General features: G+C 53.2%; 22 protein-coding genes. 20 read left to right on the top strand and 2 right to left on the bottom strand.

All coding sequences use genetic code 11. The features are described from left to right. The first annotated feature begins 5 nt into the window (after positions 1–5). The 4 genes from deoD to GYMC10_RS27940 all read left to right on the top strand — a co-directional run bounded on the left by deoD (position 6) and on the right by GYMC10_RS27940 (position 4779). A complete protein-coding gene (gene deoD / locus GYMC10_RS27955) occupies positions 6–713 on the top strand; it encodes a purine-nucleoside phosphorylase (protein WP_015737558.1) in 708 nt (235 codons plus the stop codon). A gap of 178 nt (positions 714–891) precedes the next feature. Continuing rightward, positions 892–2193 (top strand): pyrimidine-nucleoside phosphorylase, encoded by a 1302-nt coding sequence (locus GYMC10_RS27950; protein WP_015737557.1) that lies wholly within the window; start codon positions 892–894, stop codon positions 2191–2193. 526 nt (positions 2194–2719) lie between these two features. Continuing rightward, on the top strand, positions 2720–3682 hold the full coding sequence (locus tag GYMC10_RS27945; RefSeq protein ID WP_015737556.1) for an MraY family glycosyltransferase: 963 nt from the start codon (positions 2720–2722) through the stop codon (positions 3680–3682). A 233-nt stretch (positions 3683–3915) separates the two neighbouring features. Then, complete coding sequence (locus tag GYMC10_RS27940; protein WP_015737555.1) at positions 3916–4779, top strand: SDR family oxidoreductase; 864 nt, start codon at positions 3916–3918, stop codon at positions 4777–4779. A gap of 249 nt (positions 4780–5028) precedes the next feature. On the opposite strand, the gene murQ is transcribed toward GYMC10_RS27940, so the two are convergent. Together murQ and GYMC10_RS27930 are read right to left on the bottom strand one after the other, a co-directional pair. After that, positions 5029–5940, bottom strand: a complete 912-nt coding sequence (gene murQ, locus GYMC10_RS27935; protein WP_015737554.1) for an N-acetylmuramic acid 6-phosphate etherase — start codon at positions 5938–5940, stop codon at positions 5029–5031. Positions 5941–5994: 54 nt separating this feature from the next. Beyond that, positions 5995–6951 carry a BadF/BadG/BcrA/BcrD ATPase family protein gene (locus GYMC10_RS27930; RefSeq protein WP_015737553.1) on the bottom strand — a complete coding sequence of 319 codons (957 nt, stop codon included), beginning with the start codon at positions 6949–6951 and terminating at the stop codon, positions 5995–5997. Positions 6952–7176: 225 nt separating this feature from the next. Between GYMC10_RS27930 and GYMC10_RS27925 the strand changes: the two genes are divergently transcribed. The 16 genes from GYMC10_RS27925 to GYMC10_RS27845 all read left to right on the top strand — a co-directional run bounded on the left by GYMC10_RS27925 (position 7177) and on the right by GYMC10_RS27845 (position 25379). After that, positions 7177–8013 (top strand): MurR/RpiR family transcriptional regulator, encoded by an 837-nt coding sequence (locus GYMC10_RS27925; protein WP_009590115.1) that lies wholly within the window; start codon positions 7177–7179, stop codon positions 8011–8013. Between the two features lie 45 nt (positions 8014–8058). Beyond that, a complete protein-coding gene (locus GYMC10_RS27920; RefSeq protein ID WP_009590111.1) occupies positions 8059–9453 on the top strand; it encodes an ABC transporter substrate-binding protein in 1395 nt (464 codons plus the stop codon). A 130-nt stretch (positions 9454–9583) separates the two neighbouring features. Continuing rightward, positions 9584–10501 (top strand): carbohydrate ABC transporter permease, encoded by a 918-nt coding sequence (locus tag GYMC10_RS27915; RefSeq protein WP_009590108.1) that lies wholly within the window; start codon positions 9584–9586, stop codon positions 10499–10501. Positions 10502–10532: 31 nt separating this feature from the next. After that, complete coding sequence (locus tag GYMC10_RS27910) at positions 10533–11366, top strand: carbohydrate ABC transporter permease (RefSeq protein WP_009590118.1); 834 nt, start codon at positions 10533–10535, stop codon at positions 11364–11366. A 14-nt stretch (positions 11367–11380) separates the two neighbouring features. Then, positions 11381–12487: an ABC transporter ATP-binding protein gene (locus GYMC10_RS27905; protein ID WP_015737552.1), complete on the top strand. Its 1107-nt coding sequence runs from the start codon at positions 11381–11383 to the stop codon at positions 12485–12487. 26 nt (positions 12488–12513) lie between these two features. Further along, positions 12514–13209 carry a hypothetical protein gene (locus GYMC10_RS27900; protein WP_015737551.1) on the top strand — a complete coding sequence of 232 codons (696 nt, stop codon included), beginning with the start codon at positions 12514–12516 and terminating at the stop codon, positions 13207–13209. Further along, positions 13206–14384: a DUF1343 domain-containing protein gene (locus GYMC10_RS27895; protein WP_015737550.1), complete on the top strand. Its 1179-nt coding sequence runs from the start codon at positions 13206–13208 to the stop codon at positions 14382–14384. The genes GYMC10_RS27900 and GYMC10_RS27895 overlap by 4 nt, the downstream gene beginning before the upstream one ends. Positions 14385–14387: 3 nt before the next feature. Further along, positions 14388–15578, top strand: coding sequence for an anhydro-N-acetylmuramic acid kinase (locus tag GYMC10_RS27890; protein WP_015737549.1), 1191 nt, complete (start codon positions 14388–14390; stop codon positions 15576–15578). Positions 15579–15707: 129 nt separating this feature from the next. Beyond that, positions 15708–17189 (top strand): FAD-linked oxidase C-terminal domain-containing protein, encoded by a 1482-nt coding sequence (locus GYMC10_RS27885; protein WP_015737548.1) that lies wholly within the window; start codon positions 15708–15710, stop codon positions 17187–17189. Positions 17190–17205: 16 nt separating this feature from the next. Beyond that, a complete protein-coding gene (locus GYMC10_RS27880) occupies positions 17206–18603 on the top strand; it encodes a (Fe-S)-binding protein (protein WP_015737547.1) in 1398 nt (465 codons plus the stop codon). A gap of 322 nt (positions 18604–18925) precedes the next feature. Further along, a complete protein-coding gene (locus GYMC10_RS27875) occupies positions 18926–19492 on the top strand; it encodes a class I SAM-dependent methyltransferase (protein ID WP_015737546.1) in 567 nt (188 codons plus the stop codon). Between the two features lie 155 nt (positions 19493–19647). After that, positions 19648–20283, top strand: a complete 636-nt coding sequence (locus GYMC10_RS27870; protein WP_015737545.1) for a hypothetical protein — start codon at positions 19648–19650, stop codon at positions 20281–20283. Between the two features lie 300 nt (positions 20284–20583). Continuing rightward, positions 20584–21369: a TerC family protein gene (locus GYMC10_RS27865; RefSeq protein WP_015737544.1), complete on the top strand. Its 786-nt coding sequence runs from the start codon at positions 20584–20586 to the stop codon at positions 21367–21369. A gap of 531 nt (positions 21370–21900) precedes the next feature. Then, on the top strand, positions 21901–22647 hold the full coding sequence (gene map / locus GYMC10_RS27855; RefSeq protein ID WP_015737542.1) for a type I methionyl aminopeptidase: 747 nt from the start codon (positions 21901–21903) through the stop codon (positions 22645–22647). A 1007-nt stretch (positions 22648–23654) separates the two neighbouring features. Next, complete coding sequence (gene pdxK, locus GYMC10_RS27850) at positions 23655–24467, top strand: pyridoxine/pyridoxal/pyridoxamine kinase (RefSeq protein WP_015737541.1); 813 nt, start codon at positions 23655–23657, stop codon at positions 24465–24467. Positions 24468–24728: 261 nt separating this feature from the next. After that, complete coding sequence (locus GYMC10_RS27845) at positions 24729–25379, top strand: YqaA family protein (RefSeq protein ID WP_015737540.1); 651 nt, start codon at positions 24729–24731, stop codon at positions 25377–25379. The last annotated feature ends 39 nt before the right edge of the window (positions 25380–25418 follow it).

Below are 25418 nucleotides of genomic sequence, written 5' to 3'. Positions count from 1 at the left end.
GGGACATGAGTACACATATTGGAGCGAAACCGGGAGATATCGCGGAGTCGATTCTTCTGCCAGGCGACCCGCTGCGGGCTAAATTCATTGCCGAGACGTATTTGGAGGACGTGACCTGCTACAACGAAGTGCGGGGGATGCTTGGATTTACGGGAACCTATAAAGGAAAACGCATTTCCGTTCAGGGTTCGGGCATGGGCGTGCCTTCCATCGGGATTTATGTTAATGAACTCATTCGGGAATATGGCGTCAAAAACCTGTTCCGCGTCGGAACCTGCGGCGCGATGCAGGAGCACGTCCAGGTGCGCGACGTCATTCTGGCCCAGGCGGCTTGCTCGGATTCCGGCATGAACCGTCACCACTTCAACGGTTATGACTTCTCCCCGATTGCCAGCTTCCCGCTGCTGCTCGGCGCGTATGAGCGAGGCAAGGAGAAAGGCCTGAAGATGCATGTCGGCAACGTGTTCACGTCCGATGTGTTCTACCGCGAGGACAAATCCGTCGTGGAGAAGCTGATGCAGCACGGCGTGCTCGGCGTGGAAATGGAGACGACGGCGCTCTACACGATCGCGGCACGATTCGGCGTGAATGCCCTGACGATCCTGACCGTTAGCGATCACTTGCTCACAGGGGAAGAGACTTCTTCCGAGGAGCGGCAAACGACGTTTAACGAGATGATGGAAGTCGCGCTGGATACGGCGATTTCATTGTAAAGAAACTGCCCTGAGCGCAGAAGGCGGAATTGTTTTGGAGAAGCGACCCCGTCACCTTTGCCCACGGATTCCAATAATCAAGGAATCTGGGGGCAGCGGCGATCGGAAGAACAGTCCGTATTTGTAGTGATTCCCGTGGAAGGAATACAATCATCGCAAACAGTGAGGAGAATGTACGATGAGAATGGTTGATTTAATTGCGAAGAAACGCGACGGCAAGGAACTGACAACAGAAGAGATCAATTTCTTTATCGACGGATATACCAAGGGAGATATTCCCGACTATCAGGTGAGCGCCATGAACATGGCGATTTATTTCCAGGACATGTCCGACCGGGAGCGGGCGGACTTGACGATGGCGATGGTAAACTCCGGCGAAACGATTGATCTGTCCGCAATTGAGGGAATCAAGGTCGATAAGCATTCCACCGGGGGCGTAGGGGACACGACGACGCTGGTGCTGGCTCCGCTCGTAGCGGCTCTGGATATTCCGGTAGCGAAGATGTCGGGACGCGGCCTAGGCCATACCGGAGGAACGATCGACAAGCTGGAATCCATCGAAGGCTTCCATGTGGAGATCAGCAAAGACGAATTTGTGAACCTTGTGAATCAACATAAAATCGCCGTCATCGGCCAAACCGGGAACCTCACGCCGGCGGACAAAAAACTGTACGCGCTCCGGGATGTGACGGCCACCGTCAATTCCATTCCACTGATTGCAAGCTCGATCATGAGCAAGAAGATTGCCGCCGGCTCGGATGCGATTGTGCTGGACGTTAAAACCGGCGCAGGCGCGTTCATGAAAACGGTGGAGGATGCCAAGGAACTGGCACACGCCATGGTCAGCATCGGCAACAACGTCGGCCGCAAAACGATGGCGGTCATTTCCGATATGAGCCAACCGCTTGGGGCCGCGATCGGCAACTCGCTGGAAGTGCAGGAAGCGATCGATGCGCTTCGCGGCGAGGGTCCGAAGGATCTGGAAGAGCTGTGCCTGGCGCTGGGCAGACAGATGGTGTACCTGGCCCAGAAGGCGGACTCGCTTGAAGATGCCGAAGAGAAGCTAAAAGAGGTGATTCGCAACGGCAAGGCACTGGAGAAGTTCAAGGAATTCATCCAGAACCAGGGCGGAGATCCGTCCGTGGTGGATCATCCGGACCGTCTGCCGAAGGCACAGTATCTCATTGAGCTTCCCGCACAGCAGGACGGCGTTGTCGCCGAGCTGGTAGCGGATGAGATCGGTACGGCAGCGATGCTGCTCGGGGCCGGCCGCGCGACGAAGGAATCCGAAATTGATTTGGCGGTAGGCCTGATGCTGAACAAGAAGGTCGGCGATACCGTGAAGAAGGGCGATTCCCTTGTCACGATCCATGCCAACCGCGAGAACGTGGACGACGTGAAGCAGAAGCTGTATGAAAGCATTCGAATCGCTGATCATGCGGATGCGCCTGTATTGATTTATGACATCGTGACGGAATAAGGCGAACTTCGATCCGAAGCGAGCCATAACCTGAACGCTGGCGCTGTTTGGAATGAGTGCCTCGTACGCTGTCCGGAATGAGTACCTAGCACCTTGTGCGCTGCTCTTCCCCCGTGCCTGCGTGAGATGCAAACCTGCCCTCGAAAGTTATCTGAACGGGGCAGGTTTTTTGGCGGTTATCGTCATAAACGGGGGATGAACCCTCATAGGATGGTAATGGGGAAAACGTAAGGCATTTAACGGGAGAGGGAGATGCGTAGTCCGGCAAGAGCCATCCTGCCATTCAAGGAGGCTTTTGGCCATGACCATCGATCAGTTGATTGCTTTGCTGGCACTTATCGTTATGATCATTGGGCTTGCGGTGAAGAAGGAGTCTTAACCGATGAGTCCGAAAAGGGCTGCTGCTAAGTAGAAATTCTACGGATGCGGCGGTCTTTTTCTTTTTGATAGGTTGATAGGATTCGCTATAAGTCATATACTTAGATTGCAATGTTCTCCATTATTCATCATTCATTGGGAGGAAACCATGCTCTATTTTGCAGCGTTTGTCATATCCATGGTGCTGGTGTTGGTATTGATTCCGCCATTTCGCAAACTTGCGATCAAGATTGATTTTGTGGACAAGCCAAGGCCGGACAGCGAGCGGAAAATACACCGCGAGCCGATACCGCTGACGGCGGGAGTCGCCATATTCATCGGATTTTTCATCACTTATTTTGCGCTTACAGGTACCATCTCAAGGGAAGCTGTAGGTATCTTTATCGGTAGCGCGTTGATTCTTGGGATCGGCCTCGTGGACGATTGGTATAAGTCCCAGGGCAAGGAGCTGGCTTCGCTGCCGAAGCTCATTGTACAGGTCAGCGCAGCCGTCGTTGTATACAGCTACGGCATCGCGTTCGAAGGATTCAACAATCCGTTTACGGGTCACTATATTAACTTGCCGGAATGGCTGCAGCTGATCTTAACGATTCTGTGGATCTTCGGGGTTACGACGGTTATTAACTTCTCGGACGGCATCGATGGTCTGGCAGGAGGGCTATCCGCCATATCCGGAGGTACGCTGTTTGTTGTCGCGATTACGATGGGCCGAGGCGAATCCGCCTTGCTCGCCGTCATACTCGTAGGAGCCGCGCTGGGATATTTAAGGTACAACAAGCCGCCGGCCAGAGTGTTCATGGGGGATGCCGGCGCTACCTTCCTCGGGTTCATCCTTGGGATCATTGCTCTGGACGGCGCGTTTAAGGGTGCAACCCTGGCGTCCTTGTTCGTTCCCATCTTTGCGCTGGGCGTGCCGATCTTCGATAATATCATCGTGGTCATCCGCAGAATGCTTCAATCCAAGCCGATCTATCAGGCCGATGCTTCCCAGGCCCATTATCGTTTGCTGGCAACAGGGCTCAACCAGAAGCAGACGCTGGTATTCCTGTGCCTGCTGAATCTGTGCTTCGGACTGGCTGCGATCATACTCGCCATGAACGGCGGTGCTTGAGGCGTATAAGCCTGGCATAAGCTTTCTTTAGTACGTAATTGAAGTCTCGTCTCCAGATCGATGTTGGTGGCGGGACTTTTTTTTAGAGATAAGAAAGTATAAACTTCAGAGGCTTACCATCCTAATCCCGCAAGAAAAACTTCCTCTAAATGCGGTCTGTCTTCTGAGAAAGTACGTCGATAGACGTTTTTTTTATTACAATGGTAGAAGGATACGAACAGGAGGTCAGCGGGATGAATGACATGACAGGAAAGATCGTCATCGTAACAGGGGCCAACTCCGGCATGGGCCTGGCAACGACGTCGGAGCTGGCAAAAAGCGGAGCGCACGTGATTATGGCCTGCCGTAGTCAAGCCAGGGGCGAAGCGGCTCTTCGGCAGGCGCAGCAGGAGAGCGGCAGCTCGAACATTGAGCTGATGTCGCTGGATTTGGGGTCTTTTGACAGCATTAGGGCATTTGCTTCCGAATATAAGGCCAAATACGAGCAGCTTGACGTTCTGGTGAATAACGCCGGCGTGGTCACCATTCAGCGGGAACTGACGAAGGACGGATTCGAAGCGATGATCGGAGTCAACCATCTGGGGCATTTTTTGCTAACGAACGAGTTGCTGGAGCCCCTTCAGCGTGCCCGGCAGGGGAGGGTCGTAAACGTTTCCTCCGGAGCGCACAAGGTGGGCAGCATCCACTTCGATGATCCAAATCTTGGGAAGGGATTCAATGTGGCCAAGGGTTACGCGCAGTCCAAACTGGCTAACATCTTATTCACCAAAGAGCTGGCCCGCAGGCTGCAGCCGACAAGGATAACGGTTAATGCGCTTCATCCCGGCGCCGTTAGCACCAGCATCGGCGTGAACCGGGATACAGGCTTCGGCAAAGCCGTCCACAAGCTGCTTCGTCCGTTCTTCTTAACCCCGCTCGAAGGAGCCCGGACAGCGATTTATTTGGCGTCAAGCCCTGAAGTGGAGCATGTAACAGGGGAATATTACGTCAAATGCAAACCGGCCAAAACGACCGAGAAGGCAAGGGATCCGAAGCTGGCTGCGCGCCTGTGGGAATGGAGCGAACAACAGGTCGGCTGGGCATCGGGCAAGGAGTGATGAACCCACGGTTGTTTACAAGAAGTCCAGGTTTCGCGAGGGGCTGAAGCGAACGATCCGATGGGGCAGAACGGGCATCCATGAACGATGAAACCCGTCGGCCCATCAATAAGGTGACGTCTATCCGTACATAAGGGTCCAAGGCTGGCAAACAAATAAACGGGATATCCTCCAGATCGACCGGACCTGGGATATCCCGTTTAACATTTCACGATGGGTGCCATAGTTCGCACATAAGCACACGTTATGTTATTTCGTTGTTTTCATATCGATCGCGCTGCGCACAAACCCGCTGGTACCGTCAAGAAGCTTGGAGGCTTCCGCGGCACTGACGTTGGCAAGCAGCATCACGATCGCGGTTTTGACATGGGCGCCGGCTTCATGGTAGGCCTTCTCCACGGCCTCCTCCGATGCTCCCGTTGCCAGGGTAATGATGCGCTTGGCGCGATGGACCAGCTTATTGTTCGACGGGTTGAGGTCAACCATCAGGTTTTTGTACACCTTGCCGATCCGAATCATGGCGGTGGTCGTCAGCATGTTCAGAATCAGCTTCTGAGAGGTGCCGGCCTTCATGCGCGTGGAGCCCATGATGACCTCAGGGCCTACGACGGCCTCGATCACGAATTCGGCATACTGATGCATCGGCGATTCGTAATTGTTGCACAGACCGATAACAACGGCCCCTCTTTCCTTGGCGCGTCTCATGGCGCCAAGGACATACGGCGTGCGTCCGCTTGCAGCGATGCCAAGAACGACGTCCTTCTCGTTGATACCGTTTTCATTGATATCCTGCTCGCCAAGCTCTTCGCTATCCTCAGCGCCTTCGATGGCCTCTTTGACGGCCTTGAAGCCGCCGGCAATCAACCCCTGCACCATGGACGGGTCCGTTCCATAGGTAGGCGGGCACTCGGATGCGTCCAGAATCCCGATGCGACCGCTGGTCCCCGCACCGATGTAAAACAATCTGCCGCCCTTCTGGAAAGCTTCGACGACGTGATCGGCTGCCCTGGCTATCAGAGGAATGAGTTCGCGAATCGCATCGGTGATCAGGCTATCCTCATTGTTGATGAGGATCATGATTTGTTCCGAGCTCAACTGATCAATGTTCTGGGTATTTTCATGAGGCTGTTCGGTTGTCAATTGACTTAGAATATTCGTCATGAGACAGGTCTCCTTTTTTGCCTTGGAATATGGACGGGCACTGATGTGTGGAAGCTACAGCAAGTCAGAGACGCCGTCAGTAAATAGCTTGCAGGCCAACAGGGCCCCGCCCTGCGCGGGCGTTCGCTCACGGTTTCCTTCAGGGAAACGGAGCAGGGGGTAACGTGTAAGCATAAGGCTGGTGTACGTCTCCCGGAACCATCGTGAATGCTTGAAAATCGAGCCGATTCCCACAAGCTCGCTCTCGGCGAATTCGGCGTTCTGTCGAATGAGCGCGCAAGTGGTATCGGCCAGCTCTTCGGCCTGCTGCCTGATAATGCGTAGTGCCGTTTCATCGCCGGCGTCGGCTGCCTCGATGCAGCAGCGGGCGAAGGAGGCGATATCCTGTTTCGTTATAGCGGGCTGGTAAATGTAAGATTTGAGGTCGGTAATATGCCGGATCGGGTAGGATGCAACGATCAGGCTGCTCATGAGGGTGGGGGGCGTTATGCCTTCATGGCTCTTGATCACGGATTTCAGAGTCTGAAGTCCGATCTGATAACCGCTGCCTTCATCTCCGAGAAGATGTCCCCAACCACCGACGCGGTGGATGTCTCCCGATTGGGTGATGCCGTAGGTATTGGAGCCTGTTCCTGAGATTGCGAGTATTCCATGCTGACGCCCCAGTACCGCCATCAATGAAATTTCGGCTTCCGAACGCATGTAAATACGCAGCGAGAGCTGCCGCTGCCGGAAGTAGGAATGCAGGTGAGATTGTACACGTTGCCGCTCCTCAACCGAACTTATACCTGACATACCAAGACATATTGATGTTAATAAAAACGACTTATTAAAAAGGGGGGACAGGAGCTCATCCAACACGGTTCGGAGTTCCTCCATCGCTTTATCGAATGTTACAATGTAAGGATTGGTGGAACCTCCGGTAAAACGGGACAACACTTCTCCAGCGTTATTGATAGCGGTTGCTTCGGTCTTTGTACCGCCGCCATCGACACCGATAAAAATTTCCATATTGAACCACTTCGCTTTCTATATCCAGTATAGGAGAAAAACCAGGTGTTGTAAAATAAAATTTTAAATAATGAATTATGTATTGAAATATAATTTCATACAATTTATAATAAACTCAATCCACTGATAGTGAAAGCGATACCAGTCATGCTTTCATTCAAGATGTGTAAAGTAATATTACATAGTAGTGACCATCAGAGGATGATTTGAAAAGGGGGGCAAGAAATGAACGGCGGATTGGTTCGATTGCGCGAGGTGTATGATTCATTAAATCCGTCCGAGCGCAAGGTTGCAGCCTTCATTTTGCAGGAGCCGGCAGAGATGATACAAATGTCGGTGGCGGATCTTGCTGTCCGAAGCGGCTCCAGTCAGGCAGCGATTGTGCGCCTGTGCAAAACGATGGGATTCAAAGGCTATCAGGATCTGAAGCTGAAGGTAGCCGGAGACTTGCAGGAGCCATTAGCCACCGGATATCAGGATATCCGGCCCAATGACAGTATTTCTGCAATTATACAGAACGTCTCGAACAATAACATTCAATCGATTCGGGATACGATGAAGATTATGGAGGAAGGGATGGTGGAAGAGGCCGTTCTGGCCCTCGATCAGTCGAAGCGCATTTTCATGTTTGGGGTAGGGGCTTCCAATCTGATCGGGATGGATGCCCAACAGAAATTTTTGCGGATCAATAAGGTATGCATATCTTTTCCGGACCCTCATGTTCAGCTCACCTCGGCGGTGCTGCTGACTCCGGATGATGCGGCCGTATGCATTTCCTATTCCGGTGAAACGGACGAGGTGATCCGCGCAGCAGCCATTGCCAAGGAGAAGGGATGCAAGACGATTGGCATTACCAAGTATGGCGATTCTACCTTGAGCCGATCGGTCGACATCCCTTTGTACACCTCCTCGACGGAGAACGAGATTCGCAGTGGCGCGATGTCCTCTCGTATTACGCAGCTTAATCTTATCGATATTTTATATCTTGGCGTCGCCAGCCGGAATTACGAGAATTCAGTGAAATACCTGGATGAAAGCCGGCGAGCGATCAAGCGGTTGTAGTTCATAGCGAAACCACAAATATATAAATGATAAGGGGAGTAGTACATGAAGAAAAAAGGTTGGCTTACATTGTTGGCTTCTTTGATGCTCGTGTTTACCGCGGCCTGCGGCGGTTCCGGCGGAGCGAAGGCACCGGAAGGCGGAAGCGGGACGGCTTCGGAAGGAAACGGCGAAGCTGCGCCGAAGCAGGACACGGTCGTTGTCTGGACTTATCCGGTACATGGTAAATACGAAGATGAATTGAAAGAGCATGTGGCGGATTTGAAGGAGAAATATCCGCATATTACCGTACAAACCGAAGTGCTCTCCTGGGCGGAAGGCCCGAAGAAGTTCGACGTCGCCTTGAATGCCGGCAACCCGCCTGACCTATACTTCCACGCGGTGGATGGAGCTTATGTGGATACGGGCCTGGCACTGGAACTGACCCCTTATATTACGGATGAAATCAAGAACGACTACCTGCCGGGAACGCTTGAGCTGGGCCAAATCCAGGGCAAGCAGTATGGTCTCCCGCTGTACCAATCCCTCTGGGCTTGGGGCGGCAACAAGAAGATTCTCGAAGAAGCAGGCATCGACTGGAAGGCTATTCAAGAGAACGGCTGGACTTGGACCGAGTTCAAGGCTGCTGCCGAGAAGCTGACCAAGAAACTTCCGAACGGCAATACGCAGTATGCGCTGGTGACGGACGGTACTTCCCTGGACTTCATGGAAATGCTGACGCGCAGCAACGGCATGCCTGACGTTCTGAACGACAAAGGCGAATTCCAATGGAATGACGAGCGGATCCTGGATACGATGACGTTCGTGTCCGATCTTATGAAAGCCGGACATCTGCCTGCCGAGACTGCCGCGATTACGCCGGCGAAACGGATGGACCTGTTCTATGCCGAGGAAGCCGCGATCGTGTCCAAGGCGATCCCTTACTATGACGTGATGCTGCAGAACCGCGCGAAGGATATTGACAGCGGTACGGTCCAAGGCGCGAAAATCGACTTCGTCCTGCTGCCGGTTCCGCATAATGACGGGGCTGAGCGCAAGACCTCCATGTTTGGCGAAGGCTACGTAGCATTCAAACAGAAGAAGGATAAAGGCGAAGAGCATGCAAAGAACACGTTCCTGATCATGGAAGGACTGAGCGGCGCGAAAGCCGGTAATTCCGCGAATGAACTGGTGCTGCCTTTCGTTCGTAAATCCCAAGCGGAGTTTTATGAAGGCAAAGGGCTCGGTACGGAATCTACTATTAAAGCAGCGGAAATTTTCGCGAACTTCAAGGAAATTCCGGTGACTTTGAATCTCGATGCGGATGCTTCGGGCAACCAGAAGAAATTCAAGGAGCAAGTGGTGAAGCCGAACATTCAAGCGCTGTTCTCGGGCGAGAAGACGCCGGAGCAGATCGCACAAGACTTCAAGGACAAAGGCAAACAAATTTTAGGACAGTAATTGAAGTTATAAGGGGGTGTCCCGTTGTCCTTAGCAGGAACGATCGGGGCACTCCCTTTTTAAACCAATTGCTCCAGGCTCAATAAGGCTTCATGAAAATACTTCACCTGTGCGCAAAGGAGGAAATCAAATGCAGACTGCCCCGGCGCAAGCCCGGCCATCACGTCCCCCCATGAAGGGGTACATACGAGAATATGGATGGGCGTATTTATTCATTCTGGCTCCCGTACTGTTGTTTTTGATATTCACGCTCTACCCTGTCGCCTCCGCTTTTCTGATGAGTTTTCAGGAATACAGCGTGATGGGCTCCGAATGGATTGGAGCAGACAACTACACACGGATGGTACAGGATGAAGTGTTCTGGAAATCCATGAGGAATACGGTCATCTTCACGATCGGTACCGTTCCGGTCAACATTGTCATTACGTATGCATTATCCTTTTTTATTTTTCAGATGAAAAATAAATGGCAGACCTTCTTCAAGGCTACGATGTATTTGCCGGCCGTTGCCTCCGGGGTCACCATTTCGGTGGTATGGCTCGCGATCTACGATCCGACCCAAGCCGGGCTGCTGAACCGTTTCATCGGTTTGTTCGGATTCGATCCGGTCATATGGCTCGGCAAATCGAACACGGCGCTCTTTTCGCTCATTCTGATGAACTGGCTCGGTTCGCATGGCGCGGGCATTATTCTCTATTTGGCCGCCATGGGCGGGATTCCGAAATCGCTCTATGAAGCCGCGGACATCGACCATGCCAGCGGTTGGTCCAAATTCTGGCGCATTACGTGGCCGCTGATGAAACCAACCACCCTGTACCTGCTGGTGACGGGCGTCATTACGTCTTTCCAGGTGTTTATCTCGGTGTACCTGATGACGCAGGGCGGACCGAACTTCGCGACGACAACCATCGCCTATCTGATTTACAGCACGGCGTTCAATTTCTATGAATTCGGACTTGCGGCGGCGCAATCTTTTGTCCTGGCTGCCTTGATTATTGTCATTTCCATCATTCAATTCAAATACTTCTCGTCCGACGTGGAGTACTAAGGCCTATTTTTGAAGCTAAGGGGGTGCACCTATGAAATCAAGATCAAAAGTGATCATGCTGATTGTGGCCTCGGTCATCCTGGTGGTATGGAGCGTTCTGACGATCATTCCGATGTACTGGATGCTGATCGGCTCTGTACAGGACACCAAGTCAGCGGCATCGTTTATCCCGAAAATGATACCGGAGGTATTCTCCGTAGCCCCGTACGAGCGTTTTTTTGGCAAAACCGACGTCATGAGGTGGCTCTTTAACTCCTTATTGATCTCATCCATCCTAACGGTGACCAACGTATTCCTGGCTTCGCTCGCAGGGTATGCTTTTGCGAAGCTGAAGTTTCCGGGGAACAAAGCGGTATTCTGGATTTTGCTCAGCACGATGATGATCCCGGCGCAGGTGACGCTGATTCCGCTTTACATTTTGATGATCGACGTATTTGATCTCGGGAATACATACACGGCGATTCTTCTTCCCGGAATCGTAAGCGTGGGCAACATTTTCTTGATGAAGCAGTACATGTCATCGCTGCCTACCTCTTTGATACATGCGGCGCGCATCGACGCTTGCGGCGAATTCGGCATCTTCTGGAAGGTCATTCTTCCGATGGCGAAGCCGGGTCTTGCCGTGCTTGCGATATTCACGTTCGTTGCATCATGGAATGATTTCTTCTGGCCCTTCCTCGTGACCAACTCGACGGAAATGAGGACGATTCAGGTCGGTCTTGCTTCCTTTGTCTATGCGGACACGACCGATTTCGGCGCACTTATGGCTGGAGCAACCGTCGCGGCACTGCCGATGATGATCCTGTTCTTCTCGCTTCAGCGCTATTTCCTGCAAGGCATCACCATTGGAGCCGTTAAAGGCTAGAAGGAGGCAAAGTTATGGCACGCGTAGAATTCCGAAATATACGAAAAGAATTTGTAGACGACAACAAAGGGACGTTTACCGCTGTAGCGGGGTCGGACTTTGTGATCAATGATAAAGAGTTCGTGGTATTCGTCGGTCCGTCCGGCTGCGGCAAAACCACCTCGCTGCGCATGATTGCGGGGCTTGAACGTCAAACGTCCGGCGACATCATCATCGGCGACCGGGTGGTCAACAATCTGCATCCGAAAGACCGCGACATCGCCATGGTGTTCCAGGATTATGCGCTGTATCCGCATATGACGATCCGCGAGAACCTCTCCTTCGGTTTGAAGAACCTGAAGAAGCCCAAGGCTTACATCGAGCAAAAGGTATCGCAGGCAGCCTCCATACTCGGCCTGGAGTCGATGATCGACCGGAAGCCGCGCGAGCTGTCCGGCGGACAGCGTCAGCGTGTTGCGGTAGGGCGGGCGATCGTGCGCGACCCGCAGGTGTTCCTGTTTGACGAGCCGCTGTCGAACCTGGATGCGAAACTTCGCGTGCAAATGCGGGTAGAGCTGTCCGAGCTGCACAAGCGCCTGGAAGCTACCATCGTATACGTCACGCATGATCAGGTTGAAGCGATGACCCTCGGTGAGCGTATCGTTGTAATGAATAACGGCATTATCCAGCAGATCGCCTCACCGACCGAGCTGTATGCGAATCCGCAGAATATGTTCGTAGCCGGCTTTATCGGATCCCCGCCAATGAACTTCATCGACGTGCAGAAGGAAGGAAATGTTCTCCGGATGGAAGGCGGGACATTCACCATTCCGGATTCGATGGCAGGTGCCCTAAGCAAATACGACAACAGGCATCTGATTCTGGGGATTCGCCCCGAGCATATTACCGGCGAGGATATGCCAGGCACAACCAATCTGGATTACAAATATTCCACCAAGGTTCAGGTCGTTGAACATCTCGGCTCGGAGAATCTGGTGTACTTCCGCGTAGGCAACCGGACCGTGACCGCGAAGGTTCATCCGGAAACGACGGGTTATCCGGGCATGGACAAAACCTTCATTTTCAATTTCGATAAAGTGCATTTCTTCGATCCTGAGACGGAGCAGCGTATCGATTGGTAAACAACGACGAAGAGGAGAGGAAAGCTATGCGCAAGCTGAATGATGTGTTAAAGAAGACCGGGGTTGAGATTTACCGTGAGATTACGGCGGTGGCCTTGTACAGCATGATTACCTCACTGGTGCTCGTGACGGTGGTCATGTTCGTTCCGCTGTGGGCAGCGCTGGTGCTGCTGCCGGTTCTGTATATGCCGCTCTTCTATGGTGTTTGTTATGCCTATCACCGCAAGACGGAGCGGGGCAGGTCCAGACTGAAGGACGTGTTTCAAGGTGCGCTGAAAGGGCTTGGCCCCGCCGTCGTGATGGGTTTCTTCTTCGTCGTGATGACATTGATCCTATGGTCCACCTGGTGGTATTACGGGGGAAAAGAAGGGATCGGCTATCTTGCGATCGGCGTGTTCCAAACCTATTTTGTCATCATGGCGCTCATCTCCCAATTCTACACCTTTCAGCTTGTCCTTCAGGAAGGGATGGGGATCTTCAAGGCCATGGCGCACAGCGTCAAGCTGTTCTTGAAGTTTCCGGCCTATACGCTGGGCGCGTGCTTCCAAGCCTTCTGCGTCGCCATTCCGCTGCTCGTCACGGTTGTTGGCTTTGGATTCTTATTTAACGGCATGTGGGCCATATACCAGCATAAGGTTACGTATAATGTACTGAATCCGGAAGAGGCCAAGCCGGCGGAAGACGGTGTGGTAGCCTCCGAAGCGAGAGGTGTGAGCATATGATAAAAGTCAATGTGCGAAGCGGCATTGATGTGCTGCCGGGCATCAAGCACGAGAAAATCACGGGTCGTCGCCTTGGCGTCATTACGAATCCGACGGGGCTCACGTCGGATTTTCGTTCATCTATCGAGGTGGTTGCAGGCTTGCCAGAGTCGGAACTGACGGCTTTGTTCGCCTGTGAGCACGGGCTGCGCGGCCAGCTGCAGGCAGGCAAGCACGTGGATGACGAAGTGGATCCGGTATTCGGCGTGCCGGTGTACAGTCTGTACGGTTCGCGGCGCAAGCCGGATGCTGACATGCTGAAGAACGTGGACACGGTCATCTTCGACATTCAAGATCTTGGCGTGCGCTTTTATACGTATATGACGACGCTGCTGTATGTTATGGAGGCATGCGCCGAACATGGCAAGAGCCTGCTTGTCCTGGATCGACCGAATCCGCTGGGCGGCGAGCGCTGCGAAGGAGGTTTCCTTAAGCCGGGATATGAATCCATGGTGGGCGGATGGCACATTCCGATTAACACCGGGATGACCATCGGCGAATTTGCGCGCATGGCCAATGACATGCGGGGAACCGGCTGCGATCTGGATGTCATTAGGCTGGAAGGCTGGACGCGCGGCATGGAATATACCGACACGGGCTTGCCGTGGGTGCTGCCTTCGCCGAACATTCCCACGATGGATACGGTGCGGCTGTACAGCGGGACCTGTTTCTTCGAAGGGACCAATCTTTCGGAAGGTCGGGGGACGACCCGGCCGTTTGAATGGATCGGCGCTCCATGGGTCAACGGGGAGGAGCTGGCCCAGGCGTTCAACGCATACGGACTGCCCGGCGTCCATGCCCATTCCATGTACATGACCCCTACCTTCTCGAAGCATCAGGGCGAAGGCTGCGGCGGGGTCATGCTGTTTGTGACCCATCCGGCAGAAGTAGAGGCTGTGCGCACAGGGCTTGTGCTCCTGCATCTTGTCAGCCGGATGTACCCGGATCAGTTCCAGTGGCTTAGCCCGCCGGAAGGGCGAAGCCGGTACTTCATTGATTTGCTGACGGGAAGCGAGGATGTCCGCCGGCACATCCACGAAGAAGCCGGACTCCAGCGTCTGGTTGCGGAGTGGGGCAAGGACGCGGAGCAGTGGAGAACGATGCGGGCTCCGTATCTGCTGTACGGGGAGGCGTAAAATATGATGTTCTCGCCATGGAAGGAGGGCAGGCCGGCCATTGTGGTCGGCCTGATGTCCGGTACTTCGCTGGACGGCATTGATGCGGCCATCGTCCGCATACAGGGAAGCGGTTTCGAGGCATCGGTTGAGCTGCTGCATTACTATAGCAAGCCTTACGAACCGGAGCTCCGTCAGCGGCTGCGCGATTTGTGCAGTGAGGAGAATTCGAACAGCGCTGCTGTCTGCAGCATGAATGCATACTTGGGGTATCAGTTTGGAGCCGCAGTCCTGGAAGCGGTTGCCGATGCCGGCATGCGAATCGATGAGGTGGATTTGGTAAGCTCTCATGGACAGACGATTTGGCATCAGCCCGTACCCGAACAAGGGGATCCCTATGCTGTCGCTTCGACTCTACAGATTGGCGATATTTCCGTTATCGCCAAGCACACCGGCAAACTTACGGTAGGAGACTTCCGGCCCGCGGATATGGCGGTTGGGGGCCAAGGGGCGCCGTTTGCGCCTTACGGAGACTTGATCCTGTTTCGGCATCCGGAGCGGGGGAGGCTGCTGCAGAACATCGGCGGGATCGGTAATTGTACGGCGCTGCCCGCAGGGGCGGATCCTTCGGATGTGATGGCCTTTGATACCGGACCCGGCAATATGATCATGGATGCGGTGGCCCATATGCTGACCGAAGGGCGATTATCCTATGATGAGGGCGGCACATGGGCTGCTCGGGGGAACCCGGATCAGGTCTTATTAAGGGAGATGATGGCGCATCCCTATTTTCAAGCAGAGCCGCCGAAATCAACGGGCAGGGAGCTGTTCGGTCACAACTATGCGGTTTCTTTTCTGGAGCAAGCCAGGCTCAGGCGCCTCTCGGATGAGGACGTGATGGCCACCGCCACGGCGTTTACGGCGCATTCCATTGCCGATAGCTATGTGAACTATGTGTTTCCTCACCACAGAATGGATGAGGTGATCGTAACTGGTGGAGGGGCTCATAACAAGACGCTGCTCTCGATGTTAGGGGAGCTGCTGCCGGAGCAGAAGGTCATGACCTCCAAGGCACTGGGCTTCGATGACGATGCCAAGGAAGCCGTGATTTTTGCGCTGCTGGGCAATGATTTCATGCTCGGCGTTCCTAACCATTTGCCAGCGGCAACCGGTGCTCGCAGGCCGACCGTTATGGGAAAGCTGGCGCTGCCATAGACCATTCACTAAAGCCAGCAAACGGAAGTAACAGGCGTTGGCACATAGATAATGTTAGGCAGCGATTTGGCGGTAAGTAAAGGGATTATCTTAGTAGTCAAACCCGTAAAGGGGAGGGGGAGAAACAACATGCTGGAATCTGTCATTCGCGAGCAGCTGGCCGCCGTGGTTGGCGGGAAGTGGTTCAAGGATGATCCGGAAAGTCTCGTCTCATACAGTTATGATGCTACGCCGCTGTATCAAGCGATGCCGGACGGAGTTATCTTTCCTGGAAGCACGCAGGAGGTCTCCGACATCGTCAAAATTTGCTCGAAGCACCGGATACCCGTTATTACGCGGGGAGCGGGCAGCAATCTGTGCGGCGGCACCATCCCGCTTCAGGGCGGTCTGATCGTGGTTATGACCCGTATGAACAAGCTGCTGGAGATCGATGCGGATAATCTAACCGCGACCTTCCAGACGGGTCTGAATACAAAGCAGTTTCATCTGGCGGTCGAGCGGACGGGGCTGTTCTATCCTCCGGATCCGAGCAGCATGATCATCTGCACGATGGGCGGCAATATTGCCTTGGGAGCCGGCGGGCTGCGCGGATTGAAGTATGGAACGACCAAGGATTACGTACTCGGCCTGGAGGCCGTATTGCCGGACGGCAGTATCCTGCGCACGGGCGGCAAGCTGGTGAAGGATGCCGCCGGGTATGATTTGACCCGATTATTGGTGGGATCGGGCGGAACGTTAGCCATACTGACGGAAGCCACGGTGAAGTTAATTCCGAAGCCTTCATACAGAAAGGCCATGGTCGCTGTATATGATGACCTTCAAGCGGCGGCTCGAACGGTATCCAACATTATAGCCAATCATATATTCCCGTGCACCTTGGAGTTCATGGATCAGCCGACTCTTCAGGTGGTTGAGGATTTTGCCAAAATCGGGCTCCCGGTTCACGCCAAAGCGATGCTGGCGATCGAGCAGGACGGCAGCGTGGAGGATGTGGAGCGGGATCTGAAGAAGCTGGAGGAGATATGTCTTGCTTCCGGCGCGGTGCAGCTGAATATCGCCAAGACCCCGGAAGAAGGGGCGAAGGTGATGGAGGCGAGACGGAGCGCGCTCGCTGCGCTGTCCCGTCTGCGGCCGACCACGATCTTGGAGGACGCAACGGTTCCGCGTTCGAAGATTGCGGACATGGTGCTTGAAGTTCAGCGCATTGCCCAGAAATACGATGTGCAGATCTGCACGTTTGGCCATGCCGGGGACGGCAATCTGCATCCGACCGCGATGACGGATGCCCGCGACCCGGAAGAGATTCATCGCGTGGAAGAGGCATTCGCCGAAATCTTTGAGGCGGCGATTGCCATGGGCGGCACGATTACCGGCGAGCATGGCGTCGGTATCGTGAAGGCGCCTTACCTGGAATGGAAGGTGGGGGAAGCCGGCATCCGGATGATGAAATCCATCAAGGATGCAATCGACCCGCACCAGATCATGAATCCGGGCAAGCTGTTTGCGGAAACCCGAAAGCGCATCGTATTCCAGGAGCGGACGGAGCAAGCTGGGCGGGACTCAGCCTCGGATCAGGATCAGGATCAGGATCGGAAGATCGAAACATCGTGAGAGGAGGCGATCGCGCATGAATTCAACCCATGAGAAGCTTGCACAATCGCTGAAGCTGACGCTGGACGAGGATCAATTGACGAACTGTATGCGCTGCGGGTTCTGTCAGACCGCATGTCCGACATTCATCGAAACCGGGCTCGAGGCTGCCTCCCCACGCGGGCGGATCGCCCTCATGAAAGCGGTTGTTGATGGTTTGATGGAACCGGATGAGAGCTTTCGGAGCCAAATGGATCTCTGTCTGGGGTGCAGGGCATGCGAGCCGGCATGTCCGTCCGACGTGAAATACGGCCAATTGATCGAGCAGACCCGGGCGGCCATTGCGGCGGAGAAGCCTTATTCGCTGCCGGTACGAGTCGTCCGCAAGACGTTCCTGCAAGGGATTTTCCCGCATCGCGGAAGACTGAAGCTGATCGGCAAGACGCTTTCGTTCTATCAGAAATCCGGGCTGCAGAAGTTTGCGCGCAACTCCGGGGCCATGAAGCTGCTTCCCGACCATCTTCAGCAGCTGGAAAAGGCGCTGCCTGACGTAACGGGCGATGGTCTGGAAGAACTGTGGGGCAAGGCCGGCTTACCCTACCGCCGCGAGACGACAGGGAGCGGTTCCAAGCTTATGGTGATCCCCGCGTCCGGGGCCAAGGTCGGCCGGGTCGGCATGTTCCGGGGCTGCATTATGGATGTCATGTTTGCTTCTACGAACGTGAACACCGTGCGGCTGCTGCGCCAGGCCGGGTTCGAGATTGTCATTCCGGAGGAGCAGGTATGCTGCGGTGCGCTGCATGCCCATGCCGGTGAAATGGACGATGCCAAACAGCTGGCCGGCCAGAATATATGGGCTTTTGGGGAAGCGAACGTGGATTACATTGCAAGCAATGCGGGGGGCTGCGGCGCCCTGCTGAAGGAATACGATCATCTGATGCATGCCGAACAGGATGAGCGGCTTCAGCAAGCGGCCGTTCGTTTCGCAGAACAGGTAAAGGACATCTCGGAGCTGCTGAGCAGCCCGGGACGGCCGCTTACGCCGATTCAAGCGGAAAGCGCGAATAAGACCGTCAAGGTCACCTACCAGGATTCTTGCCATCTGCGCAACGTCATGCGGGTGCAAGGAGAGCCTCGCCAGCTGATGCAGCAGCTTCCGGGCGTAGACATGTGCGAGCTTCAGGGGGCAGAGGTATGCTGCGGGTCTGCAGGCATTTACAATCTGACCCAGACGGAAATGTCGACAACGCTGCTCGATCATAAGATGGAGCATGTGGAGGCAACAGGGGCCGAGGTCATCGTGACCTCGAATCCGGGCTGCCTGCTGCAGATGAAGTGGGGCATCGAGCGTGCCGGGAAACAACGCGGCATCGAGGCCGTTCATCTTGCCGATTTTCTGGCAGGGCAGGTATGGATTGAGGATAAGGGCGAGTAACGAATCGGGGCATTTCCATGGTCAACATGATCAGGGAAATGCCCTTTTCTGGTTCAACTCCTTATTATGGCCGCAGTTCCTATTCCAATCCAACGATCTCTTGCATGGTTCTTTCGTACAGTTCGCGTAGCATCAAGAGGCTATCTGAGACATGCCTAGCGGAAGAGGATCGGCGGTAATCGTTATAGATCAACGAACCGGTTTACATCGTTCCCAATCAAAGGTATGGTAGACCCACAGGGAGGATTCCTTATCACATTTGATACAAATACATATTGCAACATGCCATGAAATGCGATTCATCGAGGAGGAGAGCGATAACATGAAAGAGAGTTTTGATCCGTCACTCATCGAGCGATTGGAAAGTCCGGAAAGGAAAAAAGAGCTGCCGGCTTCTTCGCTGCTTAAGATGCTTCAGGTGAATGGCGAGGTGGATGTGCTGGATATCGGGGCGGGCACCGGCTATTTTTCCATACCGGCAGCCTCATTAACGACAGGCACCGTTTACGCGCTGGATACCGAGCCAGCCATGCTCGACATGATGCGCGGGCGTGCACAGGAACAAGGAATCACGAATGTGAAGGTCATGGAAGGCGTGTTGGAACAGCTTCCTTTCCAGGATGAAACCGTGGATCGAGTCATCGCCTCCTTGATCCTTCACATCACCGACCAGCTGGAGGAGTCGATCTCCCAAATCGCAAGAGTGTTACGGCCAGGCGGGCGCTGCTTGTGTCTGGAATGGCAGGAAGACCCGTCCGAGAAGCGGGTTCCGAGGCCGAACCGGGTTGACCCGCAGGTGCTAAAGGCTATGTTGGAGCAAGCAGGGCTGCAGGTTGACGGAATCCGGTATCCCACGGATCGTCACTACCTGATCATCGCCAGCAAGTAGTTCATGACGTTGGCAGCTTCTTGCGGGGGTGCTTCCTTAGATCGGCAGCCGAAATGCGCCGTTATCCCTCCCTCATTTTTGGAGTGGATCGGCGCATTTATGGATAGAGCTGGAACATTTTAGAGGGAAGGGCCGTCTAAGGATTGAGGTGACCCATGATGAGAAAATCCAAGGTTATGATCATGCTTAGCTGTTTGCTCTTGCTCGTCAGCCTGTATACGATACAACCATCCGACGTATTTGCTTGCTCATGTGCCGGACCGCCTGAGGTTGCGGAAAGCCTGGAACGGAGCGCAGCGATATTCGCAGGCAAGGTGACTCAGATCGCGGGCCCGCCGCGGAAGCAGGTCATGTCCTCGGCTGATCCGGTTCATGTTACGTTAGAGGTAACGGAAATATGGAAAGGTGAGCTGAACCCCGTAACGGAGCTTACCACGGCCATGTCATCGGCCAGCTGCGGTTATGACCAGTTTGCCGTAGGCAGCGAATATCTGGTGTTCGCGTCCGCGGAGTCGGGCCGGCTGATAACAGGGCTTTGTGACGGAACGAAGCCGCTCACCGCCGCCGGCAAGGAGCTATCCGAGCTAGGGGCCGGATATCCTCCGAAAGCTGCGCCTCCACCGGGCGAAACGGGGTCTGATACGCTTGCTGAGGGAATGCTTCCAAGTGAAGGTGAGGCTGCAGATCAGACATTTATGCAGAGGCCTTTCCTGTGGGGGGCTGTCGTCGTGCTGCTGGCAGCTGGACTATGGCTCTATTTTTGGAGGAAGAAAAAAAGAAATGTAAAGTGAATGTAAAATTTTTGAAAGTCTATTGGCGGTGGTAAACGGCCATGCTATAATTCATGTATTCAAGTAAAGGGGAGTAGCAGTCGCAGCAAAGTCGTCAATTCGTGACACGAACGTGTCTCCGGCTTTGTTGGCAACGAAAGTTGTTTGCGAGACCTTTGCCGATTCGGTAAAGGTGCTTATTCCTACAGCCTATTTCTGGGTAGATACCTTTATCGCCGATTTTCGGGATAAAGGTTTTTTTGTTTTATACGCCTTTGAAACGTAAATCGGATCATCCTATACATGAAGGAGAGATTGCGTTTGGAAATGGGACTGTTGCTCGAATATGGGTGGGTGCTGCTGGTGTTGATTGGACTCGAGGGGATTCTCGCAGCCGATAATGCCCTGGTGATGTCCATCATGGTTAAACATTTGCCGGAGGACAAAAGGAAGAAGGCGTTATTTTACGGATTGGCCGGTGCGTTTGTGTTCCGTTTCGCATCCCTCTTCATTATCTCTTTTCTGGCGGATGTCTGGTACGTACAGGCGATTGGAGCCTTCTACCTGCTGTATATCAGTATCAATCATATGGTGAAGCAGTTCTTTGTAAAGAAGAAGAAACATCTGAAGGAAGCGGAAATGAAGCAAGAAAAATTCTGGGTTACCGTGTTAAAGGTAGAGCTTGCGGATATTGCGTTTGCGGTTGATGCGATTTTGGCTGCCGTAGCCCTTGCCTTGACGCTGCCCGAAACCGGCCTTCCGAATATCGGAGGCATGGACGGCGGACAATTCCTGGTTATCCTGGCAGGCGGAATTATCGGCTTGGTGATCATGCGGTTCGCGGCATCGTATTTCGGCAGGCTGCTCGTAAGAAGGCCCGGCTTGGAAACGGCTGCATTCCTGATCGTGGGATGGGTAGGAATCAAGCTGGCCGTCTATACGCTCGCGCACCCGGATATCGCGGTATTAGAGAAGACGTTTCCCAAGAGCGCCGGCTGGAAGCTCATATTCTGGGGCGTATTGATCCTGATCGCGGTCCTCGGCTGGTTCTTATCCAAGGAGAAGAGCGATATGACCCAGAAGGAACGGAAACAAGTGGAAAGCTAAAGCAACGGCCCCTTTTGATATAATGAACATAGAAAAAGAAAGGAATCGTGATCTCGCGTGTAAAATTATCGTTTCTGCGCAACCTTTAATATATAGATATGAGGAGAAACGATTGTCATTGGATAAATGAAGGTTAAAACTGGATAAAATGCTGCCCGCCCTGATTCTGTTCATGGTCATTGAGAGTCATATGACTTTCTGGGTTACCGCCGAGTTAAAGATGCCTCCGGAGAATGCAAAACGGTTATGCCGCGGCATCCGTACCTGTCCGCATTTGACCGAAAGGCAGAAATTCCTAACGGAAATCATTGAGGTTACCTTGGCTTAAGAGTAGAATAAGATCATGTAGGGCGCTATTAGCTTTTCTTTTTTGGATACAAGACAAGAAAGCAGATACACCTTGTGATTGTGAATCAGCCTTATTGGCCGGGGAGTGAGGAGGACGCAGATGCCTGTCCTGAAGCTCCTTCGGTCAGCTAAGGCTTTTTGATTTGAGTAGGAGATAACAGCCATGAAAAGGAGTGAGCAGGATTGATAATCCTCAAAACACAAGAACAAATCGCCAAGATGAATAAAGCCGGCGATATTCTCGCCGAATGCCATCGTCAGATCGCCAACATGATCAAGCCGGGCGTAACGACGCTGGAGATTGATCAGTTTGTCGAACGGTTCCTGGCGGAGCGCGGCGCGACGCCGGAGCAGAAGGGGTATCATGGTTATCCGTTTGCGACCTGCGCGTCGGTCAACGACGTGATCTGCCATGGTTTCCCGAGCCATGAGCCGCTGAAGGACGGGGATATCGTTACCATTGATATGGTGGTGAAGTATGATGGCTGGCTCGCCGACTCGGCTTGGTCCTATCCGGTCGGAAACGTCTCCGAGGAAGCGCAGCATCTGCTGGACGTGACGAAGAAAGCTCTGTACCTCGGAATTGAGCAAGCGGTGATCGGCAACCGGATCGGCGATATTTCCCATGCGATTCAATCCTATGCGGAAGCACAGAATTTATCGGTTGTCCGCCACTTTGTGGGGCACGCCATCGGCGAAAATATGCATGAGGAACCGCAGGTTCCGCATTACGGGCCACCCAACCGCGGGACTCGGCTTAAAGAGGGCATGGTCATCACCATCGAACCGATGCTGAACCTGGGAACATATCAATGCAAGATCGATTCGGACGGATGGACCGCCAGAACCGTGGACGGGAAATGGTCCGCGCAGTATGAGCACACGCTCGCCATCACGAAGGATGGCCCGGTGATCCTGACGGAACAATAAGTGGCGACTCCATAGTGTGAGCCTAGACAAAGGACTCCGACGAAGCAGGCGGAATTATTCTGTAGAAGCGAAGCGTTCGCCTTTGCCCCCGGATTCCAATGATTGATATTGTCGTTCAAAGGAATCTGGGGGCAACAGCGATCGGAAGAACAATCCGCAGGCGAAGTGATGCGTGACCATGCAAAATTCAACATCAGCGAATCATGCTGAATTGAATTTGTCTTTAAGGATTATAAAGATAAACTCCAACGAAGCAGGCGGAATTGTTCTGTAGAAACGGTAGTGGTCGCCTTTGCCCCCGAATTCCAACGATAGATATCGTGGTTCAAAGGAAATTTGGGGGCAACAGCGATCGGAAGAATAATCCGCAGGCGGAGTGATGCGTTACCATGCAAAATTCAACATCAACGAATCACGCTAAATTGAATTTGTCTTAAAGGGTTGTAAAGATAAACTCCAACGAAGCAGGCGGAATTGTTCTGTAGAAACGGAGTGGTCGCCTTTGCCCCCGAATTCCAACGATTGATATCGTGGTTCAAAGGAATCTGGGGCAACAGCGATCAGAGTAACAATCCGCAGGCGAAGTGATGCGTTACCATGAAGGATTCGACATCTACGAATCACGTTAAATTGATTTTGTTTTAAAGGGTTTTAAAGATAAACTCCAACGAAGCAGGCGGAATTGTTCTGTAGAAACGGAGTGGTCGCCTTTGCCCCCGAATTCCAACGATAGATATCGTGGTTCAAAGGAAATTTGGGGGCAACAGCGATCGGAAGAACAATCCGCAGGCGGAGTGATGCGTGATCAAGCAAATTTCGACATCTACGAATAGACGTCAATCCCAGTTTTTCTTTAGAGATCAGGAAGAGAAGGCATCGAAGCTCAATCGACTTGATCTCGCAAGAAAAACAACCGCTAAAGAAGGATTCGACATCTGCGAATAGACGTCAATCCCAGTTTTTCTTATAATAGAGTAATCATTTTACAAGCGAAGGGAACATGGAACATGACGATACGAAAAGCATTAACCGTAGCCGGCTCGGATACAAGCGGCGGCGCTGGCATCCAGGCCGATCTGAAAACCTTTCAGGAATTTGACGTATACGGAATGACCGCACTGACCACGATTGTCTGCATGGAACCAAAAACATGGGATCACCAGGTTTTCCCGGTAGCTTTGGATATCGTTGAAACGCAGCTGAAAACCGTGCTCGAGGGCATCGGCATCGATGCCATGAAGACCGGCATGCTTGGATCCGTAGAGATCATCGAGCTCGTTTCCCAGTATATCGACCGCTATGATCTGAAACGGATCGTCATCGATCCGGTGATGGTCTGCAAAGGCACGGATGAAGTGCTGCAGCCCGAAAATACGGAAGCGATGCTGGAATTCCTTCTCCCGCGCGCCGATTTGGTAACGCCAAATCTGTTCGAGGCGTCTCAGCTGGCCAAATCCGGTCCGATCACGTCCCTGGATCAAATGCAGGAGGCTGCCGCCATCATTCACGAGCGCGGCGCAAAGAACGTGCTGATTAAAGACAGAGGCAAAATCCGCGAAGGTAAAGCCATGGATCTGCTCTATGACGGAAACAGCTTCGAATGGTTCGAGGCCGACGCCATCATTACCAAGTACACCCACGGTGCGGGCTGCACGTCATCCGCTTCCATCACGGCCAATCTTGCCAAGGGCTTGAGCGTTCGCGAGTCGGTACAGCAAGCGAAAGCCTTCATTACCCAGGCGATTTCGAACGGCTTCCCGCTGAATGAATTCGTAGGTCCGACAAGGCATTCCGCACACCGCAGTTTATCTGCAAATTAAACAAGATGCATTTCTTTGCAAGCTTATTCATGTTTGAAATTCGGCTTGCGAGGAGCGACCGAAAACCTTTCTTCCTGGAAGAAAGGTTTTTTTGTTGTTAGTCGAACCTGCTGCATATAGTATATAGGTGCAAAGGCATGCTTCGTTCTGCGCGTTTTTTCGGCAGGGATCAAGCGGCCTAGGTCCTTTCCAGTATAATTATGTGCTATACTTTATAAAGGGTCTGATAGAAACAGGAAGAAAATGTTTAGGGGTTGAGACATGTTTCAGGACATTTTGGATTTTTTGATGAAGTTTGGTCCATGGGGATTGTTTATTCATTCGTTTGCGGATGCTGTCATTTTTCCGGTTCCCGCCTTTTTTCTGCAGGTTTCGCTTAGCATCATGCACCCGCAGAATGCACTGTGGCTGGCAACGTATGGTTTTATCGGATGCTTGCTGGGGACGCCGCTGGGCTATTTGATCGGAAAGCTGCTTGGGAAGTCGGTATTATACAAGATACTGAAAAAAGAGTGGATTGACGCTGCAACGAACATGTTTCAAAAAAACGGCGAAGCCGCCATACTGATCGGCTCCTTTACGCCGGTTCCCTTTAAAGTGTTTACGATTCTGTCGGGATGTTTGAAATTCCCGCTATGGAGACTGTTGGCATATGCCGCGCTTGGCCGGGCTACCAAGTTTTATGTGGTGGGTACCCTGTTCTATCTGTACGGTAACGCCGCGGAGGGCATGGTTAAGGATGTATCGTTATATATTGCGCTGATCGCCGTTCCGCTTCTGTTGATCGGCGTGTACTTCAACCGCAAACGCAAGCGCAAGAAAATGGAGCAGCAAAAGCTGGCTGAATCCGGTCCTGTCGTGGTGGAGAAGGCGGTTCTGGAGCAGGCGTCGGATCAGACTCCATCGGCCTAACGCTAGAGAATGACGCCGGGGGTTAACCCCCGCGAGGAA

This window comes from Paenibacillus sp. Y412MC10 (genome assembly GCF_000024685.1).
Classification (GTDB): domain Bacteria; phylum Bacillota; class Bacilli; order Paenibacillales; family Paenibacillaceae; genus Paenibacillus_AQ; species Paenibacillus_AQ lautus_A.
The sequence above is the reverse complement of the archived record's forward strand: the minus strand, read 5'-3'. Positions and strand labels throughout refer to the sequence as shown.